Source organism: Mucilaginibacter sp. 3215 (assembly GCF_050433785.1).
Lineage (GTDB): Bacteria > Bacteroidota > Bacteroidia > Sphingobacteriales > Sphingobacteriaceae > Mucilaginibacter.
On sequence record NZ_JBNPWO010000030.1, the window covers coordinates 1 to 19,782 of the forward strand.

Annotated in this window: 15 protein-coding genes and 1 tRNA gene; 8 read left to right on the top strand and 8 right to left on the bottom strand. The window is 43.6% G+C overall.

Features of this window, described 5'->3' with window-relative positions; translation table 11 throughout:
- Window positions 1–281: 281 nt before the first annotated feature.
- Together ABIC84_RS26780 and ABIC84_RS26785 are read left to right on the top strand one after the other, a co-directional pair.
- A complete protein-coding gene (locus tag ABIC84_RS26780) occupies window positions 282–773 on the top strand; it encodes a hypothetical protein (protein WP_090529199.1) in 492 nt (163 codons plus the stop codon).
- A gap of 31 nt (window positions 774–804) precedes the next feature.
- Window positions 805–1,737: a bestrophin family protein gene (locus ABIC84_RS26785; RefSeq protein ID WP_429265546.1), complete on the top strand. Its 933-nt coding sequence runs from the start codon at window positions 805–807 to the stop codon at window positions 1,735–1,737.
- Window positions 1,738–1,779: 42 nt separating this feature from the next.
- On the opposite strand, the gene ABIC84_RS26790 is transcribed toward ABIC84_RS26785, so the two are convergent.
- The 4 genes from ABIC84_RS26790 to ABIC84_RS26805 all read right to left on the bottom strand — a co-directional run bounded on the left by ABIC84_RS26790 (window position 1,780) and on the right by ABIC84_RS26805 (window position 5,806).
- Window positions 1,780–1,983 (bottom strand): DNA-directed RNA polymerase subunit alpha C-terminal domain-containing protein, encoded by a 204-nt coding sequence (locus tag ABIC84_RS26790; RefSeq protein WP_354485905.1) that lies wholly within the window; start codon window positions 1,981–1,983, stop codon window positions 1,780–1,782.
- Window positions 1,984–2,270: 287 nt separating this feature from the next.
- Complete coding sequence (locus ABIC84_RS26795; RefSeq protein WP_429265547.1) at window positions 2,271–3,224, bottom strand: acetyl-CoA carboxylase carboxyltransferase subunit alpha; 954 nt, start codon at window positions 3,222–3,224, stop codon at window positions 2,271–2,273.
- 47 nt (window positions 3,225–3,271) lie between these two features.
- Entirely contained in the window at window positions 3,272–3,775 is a 504-nt protein-coding gene (locus ABIC84_RS26800; RefSeq protein WP_429265548.1) for a hypothetical protein, read from the bottom strand.
- A 276-nt stretch (window positions 3,776–4,051) separates the two neighbouring features.
- The gene (locus ABIC84_RS26805) at window positions 4,052–5,806 is read right to left on the bottom strand and encodes a family 43 glycosylhydrolase (protein WP_429265549.1); all 1,755 of its coding nucleotides are present in this window, start codon (window positions 5,804–5,806) and stop codon (window positions 4,052–4,054) included.
- A 186-nt stretch (window positions 5,807–5,992) separates the two neighbouring features.
- Here ABIC84_RS26805 and ABIC84_RS26810 point away from each other — a divergent pair, with 186 nt between their 5' ends.
- Window positions 5,993–8,077 carry a beta-galactosidase gene (locus ABIC84_RS26810; RefSeq protein WP_429265550.1) on the top strand — a complete coding sequence of 695 codons (2,085 nt, stop codon included), beginning with the start codon at window positions 5,993–5,995 and terminating at the stop codon, window positions 8,075–8,077.
- Here ABIC84_RS26810 and ABIC84_RS26815 read toward each other — a convergent pair.
- From ABIC84_RS26815 to ABIC84_RS26830, 4 genes are all read right to left on the bottom strand, one after another.
- The gene (locus ABIC84_RS26815) at window positions 8,074–8,445 is read right to left on the bottom strand and encodes a hypothetical protein (RefSeq protein ID WP_429265551.1); all 372 of its coding nucleotides are present in this window, start codon (window positions 8,443–8,445) and stop codon (window positions 8,074–8,076) included. The genes ABIC84_RS26810 and ABIC84_RS26815 overlap by 4 nt on opposite strands.
- 205 nt (window positions 8,446–8,650) lie before the next feature.
- Entirely contained in the window at window positions 8,651–10,018 is a 1,368-nt protein-coding gene (locus ABIC84_RS26820) for a HAMP domain-containing sensor histidine kinase (RefSeq protein WP_429265552.1), read from the bottom strand.
- Window positions 10,019–10,702: a response regulator transcription factor gene (locus tag ABIC84_RS26825; RefSeq protein ID WP_429265553.1), complete on the bottom strand. Its 684-nt coding sequence runs from the start codon at window positions 10,700–10,702 to the stop codon at window positions 10,019–10,021. It abuts the gene before it with no gap.
- A 343-nt stretch (window positions 10,703–11,045) separates the two neighbouring features.
- Window positions 11,046–14,183: a glycosyltransferase family 117 protein gene (locus ABIC84_RS26830; RefSeq protein WP_429265554.1), complete on the bottom strand. Its 3,138-nt coding sequence runs from the start codon at window positions 14,181–14,183 to the stop codon at window positions 11,046–11,048.
- A 213-nt stretch (window positions 14,184–14,396) separates the two neighbouring features.
- Here ABIC84_RS26830 and ABIC84_RS26835 point away from each other — a divergent pair.
- The 5 genes from ABIC84_RS26835 (at window position 14,397) to ABIC84_RS26855 (ending at window position 19,695) form a co-directional block, all read left to right on the top strand.
- Window positions 14,397–14,467, top strand: a tRNA-Gln gene (locus ABIC84_RS26835).
- Between the two features lie 154 nt (window positions 14,468–14,621).
- Window positions 14,622–15,566 (top strand): ribose-phosphate pyrophosphokinase, encoded by a 945-nt coding sequence (locus ABIC84_RS26840; RefSeq protein WP_090529157.1) that lies wholly within the window; start codon window positions 14,622–14,624, stop codon window positions 15,564–15,566.
- Between the two features lie 136 nt (window positions 15,567–15,702).
- Window positions 15,703–16,287, top strand: coding sequence for a 50S ribosomal protein L25/general stress protein Ctc (locus ABIC84_RS26845; protein ID WP_426584856.1), 585 nt, complete (start codon window positions 15,703–15,705; stop codon window positions 16,285–16,287).
- Window positions 16,288–16,573: 286 nt separating this feature from the next.
- Complete coding sequence (gene pth / locus ABIC84_RS26850) at window positions 16,574–17,134, top strand: aminoacyl-tRNA hydrolase (RefSeq protein WP_429265555.1); 561 nt, start codon at window positions 16,574–16,576, stop codon at window positions 17,132–17,134.
- Between the two features lie 104 nt (window positions 17,135–17,238).
- The gene (locus ABIC84_RS26855) at window positions 17,239–19,695 is read left to right on the top strand and encodes a TonB-dependent receptor domain-containing protein (RefSeq protein ID WP_429265556.1); all 2,457 of its coding nucleotides are present in this window, start codon (window positions 17,239–17,241) and stop codon (window positions 19,693–19,695) included.
- The last annotated feature ends 87 nt before the right edge of the window (window positions 19,696–19,782 follow it).

A 19,782-nucleotide genomic window follows, 5' to 3' on the forward strand; every position in this document is an offset into this window, starting at 1 on the left:
TCTTGATTTAAAGTGTTTGTTCTTAGTTGTTTACTTTAATCTACAACCTTTTTTTCAAGAACTCTTCTTTAACTGTTTCATGCATACGATCTTATCTGCCCTGTATGGCCCTTGGCAGGGTATAGAATTTCTCTGTGACCCCAACGCACAAATCATTCCGTGCTCCATCGATGACATCCTGAAAATTCTAATCACATTCTAATTTCTTTCTTAAACCGTTTTAATGCCTGGTACCGACTATTGTATCAACAAACAGTAGTAAACACAAAAAAGGTATCATCATGAAAACATTAAACATTATCATCCCGTCTGATTTCACCTTATCATCATTAAACATTATACCTGTTTTAGCAGAGCGCTATCCGGATCAAAAGCTCAATATATCGCTCGTTCATTTCCTGCAATTGTCCGACTCTATATCCGATCTGCTATTATTATCCCGCAGAAGCAGGGAATATCAGCTCATCAGCGATGAATTTTACGCCGGTTGTACTATGCTGAAGAATGACTATGCAGACCGGATAGAAAACATCACCCCCGATTTTTTTTATGGCAACACGGTGGCTGTATTTAAAAACTATCTCGAAGAAAAAGAGACAGGCCTGATTGCCATGCCCGAAAATCACAGCTATGCAAGGTTAACACCCAATAGTTTTGACCCTACTATATTGATGCAACGGAGCGGGTATAAAATAATTACCCTTAAAGCTGAGGTTAAACAGCCTTTAATCATAGTTAATGCCGAAGCAGAGCATGAGCTGCTGGAGGTTTAATATTTATTAAAATCATTTAAAACAACTATCTATGTTACTAAAAGAAAATATCCCGGTAAAATATGTGGTAGGCAAAATAAAGAATGAATTGTTACTGGTTGCCGTGTATGCTGTAGCTATAGCCTTATTCCATCGTTTTTTGCCTGAATACCGCATTTCAATCCCAATTGCTGTGCCGGCCATACTGGCTACCATCATATCCTTGCTGCTGGCATTTCGTTCAAACCAGGCCTACGACCGCTGGTGGGAAGCCCGGAGTATTTGGGGAGCTATAGTGAACGATTCAAGATCGCTGGTGCGCGAGTTGATCACTTTCTTAGATGGCGATAACGCTGTATGTGAAGAAATAGAAGGATTCAAAAAACGGTTTGTTTACAGGCAGATAGCATGGTGCCATGGCTTAAGCCAATCATTACGCAAGCAAGATCCATATGCCAAAGCCACTCACCTGCTGGTTGACGAAGAGGTGAAATTTACTCATCGTTTTACAAACATGCCCAACAGTTTGCTAAAACTGCACGGGCTTGACCTAAAACTGGCTTATAAAAATGGATGGCTTAATGATTACCAGCAAGTGCAGATAGATGGCACGCTTAACCGCCTGTGTGATGCTATGGGAAAATGCGAACGGATCAAGAACACGGTATTTCCGGTTACCTACAGCTTATACATCCATTTTTGCCTGTACCTGTTTATCTTATTGCTGCCATTTGGCCTCATCGAATTCTTCGGCATGTTTGAAGTACCTTTGATCATAGCTATAGCAGCAGCATTTTTACTGGTAGAGAAAATGGCCATCCACCTGCAGGACCCATTTGAGAATAAACCGACAGACACCCCAACAACTGCCATATCGCAAACCATTGAACGCGACTTAAAGCAGATGCTTAACGATAAACATGAGAGTGAAAAGGCGCCGGTGCAAGCTGCCGCCGCTAAAGCAAACGTATATTATATATTGTAAGCTTTACACCCCTGTGCGGGAAGGCACAGGGGTTCACTTATTTTATTCCCTAAAGCCTAAACCTTCTTCTTTCATCTTCTCCTTCACTATCGGCACCGAACTTTTGCCGACACCATGCAAATGCAAAAACTCTTTCTCGGTAAGTTTTGATAATTCAAGCAATGATGTAATCCCGGCATTAGCCAATGCGCGCCGTGCAGGATTGCCCAGTTTGCCAAATGGGGTATTTAATTCTTCTGTCTTCATAATGAACAGTTTTATTGATGATCAAATTTAATATCAAATTCCGTTTTGTATGCGGGGTATTTGCGACTATTGAGGGGGGACTTGAGCTTATTCCTTGCGCTCGTTTGCAACTTTATAAAACAGAGAAAAACATGTCATTGCGCAGCGCGGCAATCGCACGGAAGCATAGCGGCCCTGTATAGCATGCGATTGCTTCGTCGTTCCTCCTCGCAATGACATGGAGTTGATGTAAAACAACAAGAGCCGCCTTTTCGGGCAGCTCTTGCTATCAACAAATGGATTGAATATTATTCATTAACCACACCCATTGAGCAGAATTTATCAATACGCTCTGTTACAAGCTCATCGATATTACGCTCTTTAAGGGTTTTCAGGTCTTTTAACAATTGTTTTTTCAGAATCCCGGCCATAGCAACCGGATCTTGATGGGCACCACCAAGCGGTTCTTTAATCACCCCGTCAATTAGCTTGTTCTTAAACATTTCTGTCGAGGTTAGTTTAAGTACTTCAGCGGCACGCTCTTTATTTTCCCAGGTTTTCCAAAGAATGGTTGAGCAGTTTTCGGGAGAGATCACCGAATACCATGAGTTATCCAGCATCAGCACCCTATCGCCAATACCAATACCCAATGCGCCGCCCGATGCGCCTTCGCCAATAATAACACAGATCACCGGCACTTTCAGCACTGCCATTTCGAGCAGGTTACGGGCAATGGCTTCACCTTGTCCGCGCTCTTCGGCCTCTAAACCCGGATAAGCTCCCGGAGTATCAATTAAAGTAACAACGGGCTTGTTGAATTTTTCGGCCATTTTCATCAGCCTTAAGGCTTTACGGTAGCCTTCCGGATTAGCCATACCGAAGTTACGGTACTGGCGCTCTTTAGTGTTACGACCCTTTTGATGACCGATAAACATTACTGTTTGGCCATTCAGCGTACCAAAACCACCAATAATAGCTTTGTCATCGCCAACGGTACGGTCGCCATGCAGTTCAATAAAATCATCGCACATCAGCTCGATGTACTGCAAGGTGTAAGGCCTTTCGGGGTGACGTGAAATTTGTACTTTTTGCCAGCCTGTGAGGTTGCTGTATATATTTTTTTTGGCTTCTTCCAGCTTTCCTTCCAGCTCGGCAACAGTTGCCGACATGTCGAGTTTGTTTTTTTCCTCAACCTGCTTTACCTTCTCTATTTGCTGCTGTAACTCAGCCAGTGGTTTTTCAAAATCAAACGTAATCTTCATACACTTTATTTGGAGGCGCTAAATTAAGCAAATCAAACGGGATATTTTCAATTATGAGCAGTGAGTGTTTCCAACTTCGTGATTTGCTGAGGGGCCAATGCATTGCCGGTGCTTAAACAGGCTTGCAAAATGGCATTCCTGAGCTCTCCGTAATACAAACCCGAGCGGTTGGCGTAAAAGATAATGCTGCCATTATCCGTCCCTTTTCTCATCAGTTTATCAAGTGTGGTTTCGTTGGTAACTATAAAATTGCCCATCTCTACACGTTTGCGGTGCAGTTCGGCAGCAATGGCCGTAATTTTGGTCAGCTGAACCGGGCTCAGGCTTAGTTCTTTTTTAAACTTCAGCGCTGCATCGGGCATGGGGTAATGATTAAGCCGGGCAACCTGTTCAATATCGTCAAATAAATACTCACCGGTAATCAGTTGGGTAAACTTTTTGTCGCTCAGGGTTTTTATGGGCGATTTTTTCAGCGTACTATCGGCTTGCTGGGCTTTGGCAGTAATGCTGAGCATTAAGGTTATGAGGAGGGGAAGGATGGTTTTTACCATAAGGGGGATTTAGTATCTTATGTTTGAATAAAATATTCATTACCGTTGGTTTTAACCAACGGTAAAAAAGCTAAAAGTTCCTGGCTTTAGCCAAACTATGTAAGCGATTTGGGCTGAAGCCCCTTTTGTGCTACCTATTATCCCGTTGGTTAAAACCAACGGCAATGAACTGTCTACCTGCAAACTGTATTTATCAAATTTAAAAATATTTTATGTAGAGACACATAATTAAGTCTCCAGTAAGATAAAACGCTTTGAATGAAAGGAATATTAACACTACTCCACCTTCACAACTTTTGTCCTCACCGAAATTCCATTTTCATTAAACGCTTCTATCTGAAAATAGTATGGCAGGCTTTTATCCATCCCATTAAAATAGTATTCGTTACGGCCGTAAACCATCATATTGTTGTACAATTTATCGGGCGCTATGCCGAAGTAAATGGTGTAGCCGGTGGCATTATCGTTTGGCTTCCATTTAAGCCAGGCATTGCGGCGTTCGCTGTCGCCACGCAGTATAATCAGGTTTTGCACGGTATCGGGTTTTGCACCTACACCTTTACCAAACACCCTTAAGCCAGATATTGCAAATTTGCCTGTAGGCATGTGCAGATTAACCATTTTTATGTAACGCGCTTTGACAGGGCTTTTAAGCTCGATATAATCGTGCGGCACATCTTTACGGTTTTTGCTTTTGTCGATAAGGGGCTGCCAGGTTTTGCCGTTAACCGACGAATAAACGATATACTGATGATACACACCTAATGATTTGCCCATAAACATGGCATCCTGATCGGCATAGTTAATTTGGATGGCATTTACAGTGCTGATTCCGCCGAGATCAGTTTTAAGCCATTCTCTTTTATTGGCTGTTTTGGCGCTCCAATAAGTTTTAATGTCTTCATCAACAGCATTATTGGCGGCATAAGCGCCCAGGGTTGATGAAACCTCTACAGGTTTATTATAATTAAGGATCATCCAGCCGGTAAAATTACTTTTCAGATGGTCTTCGGGGCCGCTGGATAAATAATGCGGATAATCGCCATAAGCGGTATTGCTGTACAGTACGCCATCCTTATCAAACCCGGCAGGCCAGAAGCCAATGCGACGTTCAAAGTTGTTTTTCACCGAGATGCCCATTGTGCTGATATGCCAGTAATTGCCATATTTATCGGCCCAGGTAGCGCCGTGACCCGCGCCTTTAGCAAAGCCACCCGGCTTGTATGAGAAAGGATTATGCTTTTGATAGGTGAAAGGCCCAAGCGGGTGATCGCCCACAAAAACGCCATCGCCGTAGCCGCTTTGCTCGGTACCGGGAGCACCGAACTGCAGGTAGTATTTGCCTTTATACTTGTTCATCCACGAACCTTCAATAAAGGGCAGCAGGAACACATTATCGTTATGTTCGCCAAAGCGTTCCCAGCCATGTTCTTCGGGGTTAAGCTTTACCATTTCCTTTTTAGGGCCTATGGGCTCAAAGGTATGCCTGTCAATTTCCTGCCCGTAAAGTGGCAATGTATTGCTGGAGCCATGGTAAATATAAACGCGTCCGTCATCGTCGGCAAACATACCCGGGTCCCATGCGCCTACTTTAAAATAATCTTTGGCGGCTTTCCAATCGTCATGTGTAGGATTAGTGCTCATCCACAGGGTAAAATCTTTATTATAGGTAGATCCGATCACCAGCAGGGTATCGCCCAAAACCAGCGTTGCAGGAGCACAAAGTTCATCGCCTTTAACTTCATTGTACGGACGGACAAATTTGCGGTACACAAAATTCCAGTTCAGCATGTCGTCGCTCCACCAATAGCCAAACTGATTGGTAGAGAACAAATAATACTTACCTTTAAACAAAGTCATGGTCGGATCGGCAGTGGCGCGGTGTTTGCCCCAGCTCGCAAATGTTTCGAAAGGGGTGTAACCATAATCGAGGTTAAGCGGGTTGCAGTAGGTAAGGCGTTTTTGCTGAGCATGGGCGCTCATTGCGCAGCAAAATATCAAGACGAGCAGATAACGGATAACTGTTTTCATAAGGAAATACTAACAGGTTATAATGGTATTACAACAGGGGGCTAATATCAGTTTTTAAATAGCAATAAAAGTTTTGTGTACTACTACATCTGTTTCACATCGTAAAATATTTTAACATTGTGTGTTAAAAACACAATTAATTCGTACTTTCATCAGCACAAGCCAGTTGTCCTAAATATCGCTTTTATGAACAAGAAATCCCTGCTGCTCTTCATGATGCAATTACTTTTTATTGCATCTGCTTTCGCGCAATATCCTAAAATGGATAAGCTGCTTTACGGCGTAGCTTATTATGATGAGTACATGCCTTACGAACGACTGGATAAGGACGTGCAAATGATGAAAGCCTGCGGCATTAACGTGGTGCGCATTGCCGAATCAACCTGGAGCACGGAAGAGCCACAGGATGGCGTTTTCGATTTTACCCATATCGACAGGGTTTTAAACGCTATGCAAAAAGCAGGGATCCATGTTATTATAGGTACGCCAACCTATGCTGTGCCTACCTGGATGGTAAAAAAACATCCCGAGATCTTAGCTATTACCCCATCGGGCCAAAACCAGTACGGGCCACGGCAAAACATGGATATCACTAATAAAGATTACCGTTTTTATGCCGAGCGTGTTATCCGCAAAATAATGGAGCATGTGAAGGATAACAAGGCCGTAATCGGTTACCAGGTAGATAACGAAACCAAATCGTACGGCACAGCCGGACCAAACGTACAGGCGCTGTTTGTTAACTACATGAAGGCTAAATATAAAACGCTTGATAACATCAACCACATTTTCGGGCTCGATTACTGGAGCAACCGCATCAATAACTGGGACGATTTTCCGTCGATGGTTAATACCATTAATGGTAGCCTTTCATCGGAGTTTGCCAAATTTCAGCGGCAGCTGGTTACTGATTATTTAGCATGGCAGGCAGCCATAGTGCGCGAATATAAACGTCCCGATCAATTCATCACCCAAAACTTCGACCTGGAATGGCACGGCTATTCGTTCGGCATTCAGCCCGATGTTGATCATTTTGCAGCGGCAAAAGCTTTGGATATTGCGGGCATAGATATTTATCACCCCAGCCAGGATAAACTTACCGGCGTGGAGATCTCCTTTGGGGGCGATGTGGCCCGATCAATGAAAGGCGGCAAAAACTACCTTACCATCGAAACAGAGGCGCAGGGCTTTCCGCAATGGGTACCATATCCGGGGCAGCTGAGGCTGCAGGCCTTTAGTCACCTGGCGTCGGGCGCCAATATGGTGAGCTACTGGCCGTGGCACTCTATCCATAACTCGGCCGAAACCTACTGGAAAGGTTTGTTAAGCCATGATTTTGAACCCAACCCGGTTTATGAAGAGGCTAAAACCATCGGCAAAGATTTCGACAGGCTAAGCAGCAAACTCATCAACCTGAAAAAGAAAAACGACGTAGCCATCCTGTTCAGTAACGAAGCCCTTACCGGCTTTAAAGCTTTTGGCTTTGGCTGGGGCGTACGTACCGGCTATAATGATGTATTGCGCCAGTTTTACGACGGCTTGTACCATATGAACGTAGGCTGTGATTTTGTTGATCCGACAAGTAAAAATATTGAAGATTATAAACTGCTGATAGTTCCCCTGCTATACGCGGCGCCGGATAGTTTGTTAAAGCGCTTAAATACATATGTTAAAAACGGCGGGCACATCATTTATACCTTCAAAAGCGGTTTCGCCGACGAAAATGTGAAAGTACGTACCACCCATCAGCCGGGAATTATTGAAGAAGCCTGCGGAATTTACTACAGCCAGTTCACCGAACCCAGCAATGTATCATTAAAAGCCGATGACTGGAACCTGAAACCCGAAGATAAAAAGCTTAATACCTGGATGGAGCTCATTACCCCTACTACCGCTAGAGTATTAGCTTACTATGATCACCCGGTTTGGGGCAAGTATGCCGCCATTACCGAAAACACTTACGGCAAGGGCCAGGCAACATACATTGGCAGCTTAACCAGCAGCGCCGTTACCGACAAATTATTGGCCGATGCCGTAAAAAAAGTTGGCCTCTGGGGTGCCGATCAGCAGATAGCCTGGCCGGTTATCACCAAACAAGGTGTAAACCAGGGCGGCAAAACGGTTCATTATTATTTTAATTATTCGGCAAAAGAAACCAATCTGACTTATCCTTATAATAATGGCAAAGAGTTGTTATCAGGCGATAATGTCAGCAAAAACAGCGATTTAAAACTGGAGCCATGGGGCGTTAAGATCATTGAGGTTAATTAATTATGATTGGTCTTCCTGGTTCTCCGTAAAAGGATGAGCGCTATAAGACCGATAAAGCTGAATACCCCAAGGATCCAATACCCGCTTATCTGCGATGGGTTTACTGCTTTCTGATCGGTACTTTGCTTTACGCCGGCATCGCCGCTGGGTACGCTGGCTTTGTCACTGTCCTGCAATGTGCCCGTTCCGGTGCCTGATACGGTAGCTACGCCCGGAGCACCCTGGCTCGACCCGTTCCCGGCGCCTGCCCCATTAGCCTTGGTAGTTGATGATGAAGTATCTTTGGATGATTGCGCCAGCAAGGGCGCGGTAGCGCCCAATGTTAATCCCAGCAGCATGACGGCCAGTTTTATTTTAAATGCTTTCATGGTGTTTAGTTTTGATGCAGATTGATTAAAACAATAGCTGTGCCAGTGATGGGGTAATCTTAATAAAATTCAATGTTGAAATAAAATGATAAACAAACGGTTGAGAGCTGGCGGGAAAAAGAAATCTCTTGCGCCATGCTTAATTCGTTTTGCAATGCCTATAAAACACACAATACCCTCACGGGTTCGTTGGTGGCAAAAAGTATTATTTAATTTTATAAACAGGTAGCATCACCCTGATCTCGGTACCTTCGCCCTCTTTAGAAACGATACCGATATTGCCCTTATGCAGCCTTACAATGTTTAGTGCAAGAGGCAGACCTACGCCGTGCCCCTCATATTTGCCGGTATTTGAAGCGCGGAAGAATGGCTCAAATATGTGTTGCACATCGCTTTCGGGGATGCCAATGCCCTGGTCCTTTACGCTGAAAATAATACTGTTATTCTCGGCATATACTTTAAGTACTACCGGTTTATTCTCCGAGTATTTACAGGCATTAAGGCATATGTTACTTATAGCCAGTTTGAGGAGGTTGATGTTCCCCTCTGTCACTAAGCTATCTACATCATCGGGCAGTGATGAAAAATCAATACTAAGATTATTTGTTGGGTTAATATGATCAACGGCTTCTTTAACCATAAACGCCATTTCATCGGCACGGATCTGTTCCCAGTTTTGCTTTTTGCCATCGAAACCGCTCTGTGCCAGTCCCAATAAGCTGGTAATAATATCTTGCAGACTTTGGGTGCCGGTTAATATCTCCTGCAGGTTTTTATGCAGATCTGCCCCTGGTTGATCCAGATTTTTGAGGGAAAGTTCGGCTTCGCCTTTAATGATGGCCAGGGGGGTACGCAGCTCATGCGAGGCATTGCTGATAAAGTTGTTCTGGGTTTCAAAGGCGGTCTCCAGCCTGTCGAGCATGTTGTTGAAAGTTTGGGTAAGCTCGGCTATTTCGTCTTTCCCGTTGTAATCCTCCAAACGCAAATGCAGGTTGCTGGCGGTAATGGTATTTACCTTTTTTATGATGCTGCGTACCGGTTTAAAGGTATGGTATGAAAACCGGCGACCAATAATATACACGATCAATATCGAAATCAGGAAACTGATTATCAGCACCTGCTCAAGATCATTCAGCTCACTAAGGCCCGATGGATTGGTTGCCGAAACCACAATGATAGCATCCCCCTCGGGAAAGTGGAAGATATTGCCGGCGTAAAATACATTATCGGCTTTAAACCTCGATTTACCGTTGGCGATGATGTTATTTATTAATTGGCGCGGAACACCTGTCACCGTTTTGCCTTTTGTGTAAATATCAGGTTTAATGATGTATTGCTTTTCGGCTATGAGGCGTTCCAGATAGCGCTGGCGAATTTCACGGTACATGCCGAGGCTGTCGCGATCATTCAGATGATGGATCTGAGAGGAGATATTTACACGGGTCTCAAGCCGTTTATAAAAATCATCGAAGGTAAACTGGTGTACAAAATAAAAAATGGCGCTGCTGAATATCAATATTACCGACACTGTTAGCACCAGGAACAACAACGCTACTTTTTTCTGGATGCTCATTTAGGCTGCGTTATTTTTTAAAATATAGCCCATGCCAATAACCGTGTGGATCAATTTGTTGTCAAAATCTTTATCCACCTTTTTGCGCAGGTAGTTAATATATACATCAACCACGTTGGTTCCCATATTAAAATCAATGTTCCAAACATGCTCCAATATCTCAATGCGACTAAGCATGTGGTTTTTATTTTTAGCCAGAAACTCCAGCAGGCGATATTCCGTAGCTGTCAGGTCGATGGTTTTATCGCCGCGCTTAACCGATTTTTCGTCGCCGTTAATTACCAGGTCGGCAATTTGTATCACGTTTGGCGGCTGTGCAAGATTGGTATTGCGGCGGGCTAACGTCCGGATGCGGGCGTTAAGCTCGGCCAGGCTGAAGGGTTTAACCATATAATCATCGGCACCGCTGTCGAGGCCTACTACTACGTTTTCGGTAGTACCGAGTGCCGTAAGCATTAATATAGCAGCATTTTGATTGGCCTGCCGTAAGCGGCGACAAACCTCAATGCCATTAATACCCGGCAACATGATATCAAGGATGATCAATTGAAAATCCATTTTCATAGCCATTTCCAACCCGGTTGTACCATCAAGGGCAACGCTTATTTCGTGGCCTTCGGCAGTTAGGTCGCGCTGGATAATGGATACCAGTTTGGGTTCATCTTCTATGAGCAGGATCTTCATTGTGGCAAATATATATTACGCTTAGTATAAACAATAAATAACCATGATGTTTTGGTTAAACTCCACAGGAATATCGGTAAATTAAAGAAATAATAATTGTAAGCCCTGTCACCGGTCGAAGTTTAGCGTCAGCGTAACTTCGACCTAAAATCGCGGAAGCATCCTGCTTCCGCGACTCAGGTTAACATGCTCGCTTTAATTCTTTTAGGCAAGGACATTCAAGCTGAAAGCTTGAGCTGTTTTAGGTCGAAGTTACGCTGACGCTAAACTTCGACCAGCTCTCGTGTAGATAAAAAAAATGCCCTCCTCACCGGTGGGCATTTTCAAAAATTGAAAAGGAGACTTACTTTTTTCCCGTCACCCCAAATTTCTTTTCAAAGCCGCTCAGCTGCGTGCTGAATTTATTGAATAGTTGCGGCTGCTTGTATTGCTTGCTAAACTCAACCAAGCCACCTAATATCTGCATGGAATATTGCAGGTCACGGTTTTCGAGGTTGGTTTCGCCTTTTTGGAATAGTGCGTAGCTGTAATCAAGCTGATTGCTTACATAGTCATCAACCAGGTTAGCCAGTTTGTTGCCAAGCTGAATATCGTTTAAACGATAAGCGTTTTCAATCATATAATATTTACGTACCGCTATCTCTAATGAGTTAATAGTGGTTGGCATTACCTCATCATATTTTTTAAGTACTTTACGGGCCGAATCAGGTTTGCCGGCTTTGGCCAGGTCATCGGCCAGGGTTGAATAAAGCCTGGTGATAAGCGGGTAAAACATCGTCATTGATTCGTGATCAAGATAGCTGGCGTTTTTCATGTTGCCCCATTTGTATTTGGTCATCATGTTTTCATACATCTTACCGATGTTGCTGGCTTCAAGCGGCCCAACGGCTGTATCCGGTTTTAATGGCAGTAAACGGTAAGCGAAGCCTTCGTTATACATATATTTATCCAGGCCGATCATATTACTGTTAGGTACAGTAACCGAAAAATAAATCGGCCGCTTCCAGTTGTTATGGCTCAGGATATCCATCATCGCCAGTACATCCTTGGTAACGTAACGACCGTTAAATGTCCAGTCCATTTCCGGGGCTATTTTATCTTTATCGGCAGTTGGTACAGTGCCGGTTTTAATAACCTCATCAGCGTTAACCGTTAGTTTGAATTTATTGGTTGGCAGGTAATTGGCAACATCGCCATTGTTATACTCAACCATGGCTTCTTTTTTATCAGAGGTGATGAAATCGAAAACATCTTTCAGCTCGGTAGCCCCCGGGATTTTCTGATCGCTAAAGTAGATCACATCACGTACGCCCGGTTTAAATTTATCGTTTGTCATGCTGATCGGCAGTGGCTCCGACTCATTCATTTTGTTTTTCATACCGCGGATGTACCAGTCGGTGCCCAGCAAGCTCAGGTTCACGATACGCACATCGGGGCGTACATTTTCCACCTCCTGTATATACCAAAGCGGGTAAGTATCATTATCGCCATAGGTAAACAAAATAGCATTTGGCGCACATGAGTTCAGGTAGTTATAAGCCATATCATGCGGGGTAAGCTTGGTTGAGCGGTCATGATCGTCCCATTCCTGGTTGGCCATTAATAAAGGAGCGGCCAGTAAACAAACCACTGTAGAGATAATGGCGCTAATCTTTGCATTCAGCTTTTTGCTTAACACATCGGCAATGCCTATCACGCCCAGGCCTATCCATATGGCAAAGGCATAAAAAGAACCGGCGTAGGCATAATCACGTTCGCGTGGCTGCAGTGGGTCCTGGTTAAGGTAAAGTACAATAGCCAAACCGGTGCAAACGAAAAGGATGGCTACAACACCGGCTTCACGTTGGTTGCGCGCAAAATGAAATACCGCGCCAAACAAGCCTATGATAAGCGGTAAAAAGAACAGGCGGTTATAACTTTTGCTTTCGGTAACCGAATACGGAAGGGGCTTGTTAAAGTTCCATCCGCTGATCCATTCGCCGTCGGCACCTGAATTTAAACTCTGACCGTCAAGATCATTAGCCCTGCCGGCAAAGTTCCACAGGAAATAGCGGGTATACATTTGATTGATCTGCCATTTGGCAAAAAAACTGATGTTTGAGCCAAAGGTTGGGTGTTCGCTTTCCCCGAGACCAGTCCACTCACGGTAAAACTCCGGATGGCCGGGCTTATCGCTAAACATCCGCGGGAATATGGTATTACGGTCATAAACGGTATTCAATTTTTTACCGGCAACTTCGTATTTGGTTGCCCCGCGGCGGTAAATATTAGCACCTTCGGTTTGAGCCGTAGCTTCCGAATCAAAAAACTGCCCGTATAATAACGGGGTATCGCCGTATTGGTCACGGTTAAGGTAGCTGTTTAGGGCAAAGGCATTTTCCGGGTCGCTGTTATTCAGGTTAGGGTTAGCCTTTGCACGTACCACGATCATTACAAATGAACTGTAGCCAAACAGGATAAACAGCAGGCAGATCAAAAAGCTGTTGAGCGCGAAGCGTTTTTCGCGGATCTTTACTACATACTCTAACAAGGCTAAAACTGCTCCGCTTACTATCAGGCCAATAATGCCACCGCTTATGCCTAATATCAATACAAAGCATACGGCCGCTAAAATAATGGCAGGTTTAACAGGATTTATAGTATAGTAAATGCCTGCAACAATGGTAATAATGAGCAGTACAAAAAACACTACTGCCCCGCTGCCAAAACTCATGCCCAGGGTGTTTACAAAAAGCAGGTCGGAAAAAGCCGCGCCTTTTACGGTGTATTGTATCACTCCCCAAAGTACAAAGGCCAGGGCCACCACGCTTGCCAAAAAGGTAAGCAACGTTCCCTTTGTAGTAACATTTTTTACCCTGCGGAAATAGATCACCAAACCGATAGCCGGGATCACCAGTAAGTTTAATAAGTGAATACCGATGGAAAGGCCCATTACATAGGCGATGAAAACTATCCACCTGTCGGCATGAGGCTCATCGGCATGGGCATCCCATTTTAATATCGCCCAAAATACTACTGCAGTACAAAGTGATGATTGTGCGTAAACTTCCGATTCAACAGCCGAAAACCAAAAGGTATCCGACCATGCATAGGCTAATGCGCCTACAAGGCCCGAACCTATGATCAGGACGAGGTTGGTAACATTAAGCTGTTCCTGTGTTTTAACCAATAGTTTTTTAGCAAGGGCTGTAATGGTCCAGAACAGGAACATGATGGTAGCGCCGCTGGCCAGGGCCGATGCCATATTGGCCCAATAAGCAACTTTGGTATTATCGCCCATGGATAGCAGGGTAAATACCTTGCCAATGATGGTAAACAGGGGCGCGCCGGGTTGGTGGGCTACCTGTAAGCGATAGATACAGGCTATAAATTCGCCGCAATCCCAAAAGCTTGATGATGGCTCAAGGGTTAAAATGTAAGTTACCGTGGCAATGATAAAGGCCACCCAGCCAAATATATTGTTGAGTTTTTTGTAATTCATGTTCGGATGCTATCTAAAAAACAGGTTTAAAGCAGCCGAAAATAATAAAACTATTGGGATGTTGCCATTAAAAGAGGCGTTTTGAGGCGCATTTGTATTTTATTTTACTGTGTTTGAGTTGATAATAAACTTTTTTAAAATTCTATTTTGAGAATCAAATATTCGCGCTATATTTGCATTCCTTTTCGGGGAGTAAAACAAACCAAAGGAGATTGCCTGATAGTATAATGGTAGTACGACGGTTTTTGGTACCGTTTGTCTAGGTTCGAATCCTGGTCGGGCAACAATAAAATTCGGATTTCGGATTTTCAATTTCGGATTTATTCTGATTGGAAAACTTGAAATCCGAATTGTGTTTTATAACGGTTGTATTTGTAAAAGATCAACGGTGAAGGACAGGTAAAATCCGAAATCGAACATCCCAAATTCAAAATCAAAATGCCCTTACAATTTAACCCGGTTAAATTATTTTCAGGATCAGGTTCGCAGGAACTTGCGCATCTTATAGCTGATGCTTATGGTCGTGAGTTAGGCGAAGTTGTGATATCGCGTTTTAGCGATGGCGAATACCAGCCGCATTTTAATGAATCTGTAAGAGGATGTGATGTTTTCCTGATCCAGTCTACCCACCAGCCTACCGATAATTTAATGGAATTACTCATGATGATTGATGCCGCCCGCCGCGCTTCAGCACATTATGTAAACGCCGTTATACCTTATTTTGGTTTGGCGCGCCAGGACAGGAAAGATAAACCACGTGTTGCCATTGGTGCAAAACTGGTAGCCAACCTGTTAGTTGCAGCCGGTATTAACCGCATCATGACCATGGATTTGCACGCAGCGCAGATTCAGGGATTTTTTGATGTTCCGGTTGATCACCTGGATGCCTCTATCATTTTCGTACCTTATATTAAAAGCCTTGGTTTAGGTCACCTTACTATTGCATCGCCTGATATGGGCGGTTCATACAGGGCCCGCAGCTTTGCCAAGTTCTTTAATGCCGAAGTGGTAATTTGCGACAAACGCCGTAAACGTGCTAACGAAATTGAAGCCATGACGCTGATAGGTGATGTTACTGATCAGGACATTGTACTCATTGACGACATTTGTGATACCGCAGGTACGTTAGCAAAAGCAGCCGGACTGATCATGGAACGTGGCGCACGCAGCGTTCGCGCGGTTTGTACACACCCGGTATTATCAGGTAAAGCTTATGAAACTATCGAAAACTCGGCATTAACCGAACTGATAGTTACAGATACGATCCCGCTTAAACACAGCAGCCCTAAAATAAGGGTGCTTTCAACCGCCGAACTGTTTGCTAAAGCGATAAGCAACGTAAACGAACACGGTTCGATTAGTACCTTGTTTAAGGTGGATTAAGAGTTTATAGATCATGGTTGATGGTTCATAGTAAATTGCCAACCGTGAGATAAAAACGAATAAAGATTTTATGGGAAAATAGGCCATGAACAATGATCTATCAACCATGAACTAAATAATAAACAAATAAATAAAAATGAAATCAATTGCTATTAGCGGTTCTCCAAGAGAGAACGTAGGGAAAAGAGACGCGAAAGAGCTGCGTTACAATGGCCTGGTGCCTGCAGTGCTTTATGGTGGTGCTACCCAGACCCACTTTTCTGTGTCCGCAGCTGATTTGAGGGCCGTTGTTTATACTCCGGTTGTTCATTTCATCGATCTTGAAATTGCCGGTGTTAAATCACAAGCTATCATCCAGGACATCCAGTTCCACCCACTAACTGAAAAAATCACTCACGTTGACTTTTTATTGTTAGATGAGAAAAAACCTATCACTATCGAGATCCCGGTAAAATTAACCGGTACTTCTCCAGGTGTTAAAGTAGGTGGTAAACTGGTTCAAAAATTAAGGAAACTGCGTATCAAAGCGCTTCCTAAAGATCATCTTGATGCTATTGAAGTAAGCATCGAATCTCTTGAAGTAGGTAAATCAGTAAAAGTATCTGATATTAAATTAGATAACTTAACTATCACTAATGCTAAAGAAGATACCATTGTTTCTGTAACTACCTCACGTGCATTGCGTCAGGCTGAACAAGAAGCAGCTTCAGGTAAAAAATAGGCTCCCTAACCCTCTGAAGGAGGAACAAGAGGTGAAATTAAAAACAGCGGTAGAGTACTTCTATCGCTGTTTTTGTTTGAGCAATAAATAATATCTTCGCATAAAAATTTAATTAATTACTCGGAGCATTTCTGAAAAGATAACCATCACGTCATTGCGAGGTACGAAGCAATCCCCGATTAGGAGGTCCGTCCTGTACAGTTTGCGATTGCTTCGTACCTCGCAATGACGATTGTATTATTGGTTTGGATAGCTTCATAACTCCCCCTTTAGGGGGTCAGGGGGCATGAAATATTTAATTGTAGGTTTAGGAAATATTGGTCCGGAGTATGCAGATACCCGGCATAATATAGGTTTTATGGTGTTGGATGAACTGGCCAGGCAAGAGGGAGCGAGGTTCCAAAACTCGCGGCTGGCTTATTATACCGAGATATCCTTCAAGAGCCGTACGCTTTGCCTTATTAAACCTACTACCTACATGAACCTGAGCGGAAAAGCCCTGAGCTACTGGATGAAAGACCTGAAAATTCCGGTGGAGAATGTTTTGGTTATTGTAGATGACCTTGCTTTACCGCTGGGTACCTTGCGCTTAAAACCCAAAGGCAGTGCCGCCGGGCATAACGGCCTTAAAAATATTGAACAGGTGCTTGGCAACAATAACTATGCACGCCTGCGTTTTGGCATTGGCGATAATTACCCCAAAGGCCGCCAGGTTGATTTTGTGCTGAGCCCGTTTGATAAAGATGAACAGCCCGAATTGCCTGCACTGATCGACCGCTCGATAGAGATGTTAAAGAGTTTTGCCACTATTGGAACCGAACTTACCATGACCCGTTATAATAAGTAACAACGTCGTTACAAACTAATATTTTAGTTAAAATTCCGTTCAAATCGTAATTCGTGTTGTAACACACGGGTGTGTACTTACGTCTTGTAAACCTAAATAACCTTATGAAACAAATCCTGCTAACGGTACTTTGCTGTTACTTTTCTACGCTTCTACTTGCTCAAACAAAGGCTCCGGCTGCACCGGCGGTTCCTGCTATTATTGTAAAAGGTATTATCATTGATTCAGCTAATAACAAGCCTATGGGGTATGTTACTGTTGCACTCCAGGATGCCGCCACCAAAGCTCCGGTAAAAAGCACGCTGGCGAAAGACGACGGCAGCTTTGAACTGAAAGCGCCCGAAGGTAAAACTTACCAGTTGGTTGCTGTTTTTATTGGTTACGCTACCAAATCCATCCCGGTAAAACTAACAGGGAATATATTTAACGCAGGCCGGATCCTGCTTTCGGCATCGAGCAAGCAATTGAAGGAGGTTACCGTAACCGCGGTAAGGCCGGTAATGAAACAGGAGGTCGACCGCCTGAGCTATGATGTAACTGCCGACCCGGAAAGTAAATCGATCACCGCTTTGGATATGATCCGTAAAGTACCTTTGTTATCTGTTGATGGCAACGATGCTATCAAGCTACGGGGTAACGACAATTACAAGATCCTGATCAATGGAAAAGAATCGGCCATGATGGCCAAGAACCCATCGGATGTCCTGAAATCCATGCCTGCTGCCAATATCGAAAAGATAGAGGTGATCACCACACCACCCGCAAAATATGATGCCGAAGGTCTTGCGGGGATCATCAATATCATCACCAAAAAAAATGCCGACCAGGGCTATAATGTAAGTATCAATACAGGCTATAACAATGTTTTTGGCGAACGCGCCAATGTGAACTTAACCGTAAAGCAGGGTAAATTTGGTTTTAGCGGCTATGCAGGTTATAACTACAGGCCCTTGCGTACGTCATCGTTCGAGAACATGACTACTTTTTTTAAGCCACAGTCAACCGATCCGCAGTCAACACTTAGTCAAACAGGTACAAGAGGCAACACTGGTAAAAACCTGTATGGCAGCGGCGAGTTAAGTTATGAGGTAGATACCCTGAACCTGATTACCGGTATGTTTGATTTTTATCATGGCAAAAGCAATCAGCATAATTATCAGGTTACCACCCAACGCGATAGCGCCGATGCTGTTACGCAATTTTACCGTTTGTTTAACAATGGCACAGGCGAATTTAAAGGATCAGATGTGGGGCTGAATTACCAATTAGGCTTTAAAAAAAACAAGGAGCAGTTGCTTACCGTATCTTATAAATACAATTATAACAACAATCTTCAAACCAGCGAGGCCACAAAAGGAGACGGTGCTACCGGCAAAGGTATCCCCAATGATTACAGGCAATATAATAACTCAGGTTCAAAGCAGCATGCTTTTCAGTTAGATTATATCCAGCCTGCCAAAATTCTTACTGTTGAGGCCGGTGGTAAAGCAACTCTGCGTAATAACTATAGCCAGTTTAATACCGACGTAAAAAGCGACGTTGATAATGAGTATCACGCCGATACAGCGCAGGTGAATAATTTTACCTATAAACAAAATATTTATGGTGTATACAACTCCTATTCCGTTAAGTTAACCAAATGGGCTTTTAAAGGCGGTATGCGGTTGGAACATACCACGGTTAACGCCGATTTCGCGGTAGGGAAACCAACCGTTAACCAAAACTATGATAATTTTGTGCCCTCGGTATCGGTACAACGGAGCCTGAAAAGCAGCAGTCTCACGCTTGGTTTTACCCAACGCATCCAACGCCCCGGTATTTACCAGCTTAACCCATATACTGATCAATCCAACCCGCAATACCGTAACGTTGGTAATCCTAACCTAAGGGCCGCGGTAACCAATAATTTTGAGCTGGGTTATAGCAATTTTGCCAAAGGCTCCATCAACCTGAGCACCAATTACTCATTTGCCAATAACACGGTACAAAATTTAGCCTCGGTTGATACCGCAGGAGTTACTACTACCACTTACGCTAATGTGGGCTCGAACAAAAACTGGGGCTTTGATCTGAATGTGAATTATCCCATCACCAAAAAACTGAACGTGAATATAAATGCCGAATTACTGTTTGTTTGGCTGAAGGGCTATTACAACGGCTCGCTTTTCAGCAACAGTGGTAACCAGGGACACATTTTTACTTATACCAGCTACAAATTTGATGGCGGCTATCGCGCCGGCTTAAACATTGGGTATGACAGCCGTTATGTATTGTTGCAGGGAAAGGACAATTATTTCTTTTTCAGTTCCATCAGCGGAACCAAAACGATGTTTAACGAAAAGGTATCATTATCATTAAACGTTAACAATCCTTTCAAAAAATTCAACAAGCTCGACTTTTATACCAAAGGTGATGGCTTTGAAACTTACACAGCCAATAACAACTTTTATCGCACTATTAACGTGAGCCTGAGCTACAAGTTTGGCAGGCTTAACAGCAGCATAAAGAAAAATCAACGTGGTATTAACAATGATGATACCAGCAGCGGAAGCCGCAATTAACAACTTCAGTAACTAATCCGTTACCCGGCAGTGGCAAACGTTAAAAAGTGTTAAACGCATACTTTTTACTGTCACACCCGGTTATCT

Excerpts from the sequence above, each read along its gene's own strand:
- pth (WP_429265555.1), top strand. The coding sequence starts at position 16,574 with ATGAAATATTTAATTGTAGGTTTAGGAAATATTGGTCCGGAGTATGCA.
- ABIC84_RS26785 (WP_429265546.1), top strand. The coding sequence starts at position 805 with ATGTTACTAAAAGAAAATATCCCGGTAAAATATGTGGTAGGCAAAATA.
- ABIC84_RS26820 (WP_429265552.1), bottom strand. The coding sequence starts at position 10,018 with ATGAGCATCCAGAAAAAAGTAGCGTTGTTGTTCCTGGTGCTAACAGTG.
- ABIC84_RS26840 (WP_090529157.1), top strand. The coding sequence starts at position 14,622 with ATGCCCTTACAATTTAACCCGGTTAAATTATTTTCAGGATCAGGTTCG.
- ABIC84_RS26810 (WP_429265550.1), top strand. The coding sequence starts at position 5,993 with ATGAACAAGAAATCCCTGCTGCTCTTCATGATGCAATTACTTTTTATT.
- ABIC84_RS26845 (WP_426584856.1), top strand. The coding sequence starts at position 15,703 with ATGAAATCAATTGCTATTAGCGGTTCTCCAAGAGAGAACGTAGGGAAA.
- ABIC84_RS26805 (WP_429265549.1), bottom strand. The coding sequence starts at position 5,806 with ATGAAAACAGTTATCCGTTATCTGCTCGTCTTGATATTTTGCTGCGCA.
- ABIC84_RS26780 (WP_090529199.1), top strand. The coding sequence starts at position 282 with ATGAAAACATTAAACATTATCATCCCGTCTGATTTCACCTTATCATCA.
- ABIC84_RS26795 (WP_429265547.1), bottom strand. The coding sequence starts at position 3,224 with ATGAAGATTACGTTTGATTTTGAAAAACCACTGGCTGAGTTACAGCAG.
- ABIC84_RS26800 (WP_429265548.1), bottom strand. The coding sequence starts at position 3,775 with ATGGTAAAAACCATCCTTCCCCTCCTCATAACCTTAATGCTCAGCATT.
- ABIC84_RS26830 (WP_429265554.1), bottom strand. The coding sequence starts at position 14,183 with ATGAATTACAAAAAACTCAACAATATATTTGGCTGGGTGGCCTTTATC.
- ABIC84_RS26855 (WP_429265556.1), top strand. The coding sequence starts at position 17,239 with ATGAAACAAATCCTGCTAACGGTACTTTGCTGTTACTTTTCTACGCTT.
- ABIC84_RS26825 (WP_429265553.1), bottom strand. The coding sequence starts at position 10,702 with ATGAAGATCCTGCTCATAGAAGATGAACCCAAACTGGTATCCATTATC.
- ABIC84_RS26815 (WP_429265551.1), bottom strand. The coding sequence starts at position 8,445 with ATGAAAGCATTTAAAATAAAACTGGCCGTCATGCTGCTGGGATTAACA.
- ABIC84_RS26790 (WP_354485905.1), bottom strand. The coding sequence starts at position 1,983 with ATGAAGACAGAAGAATTAAATACCCCATTTGGCAAACTGGGCAATCCT.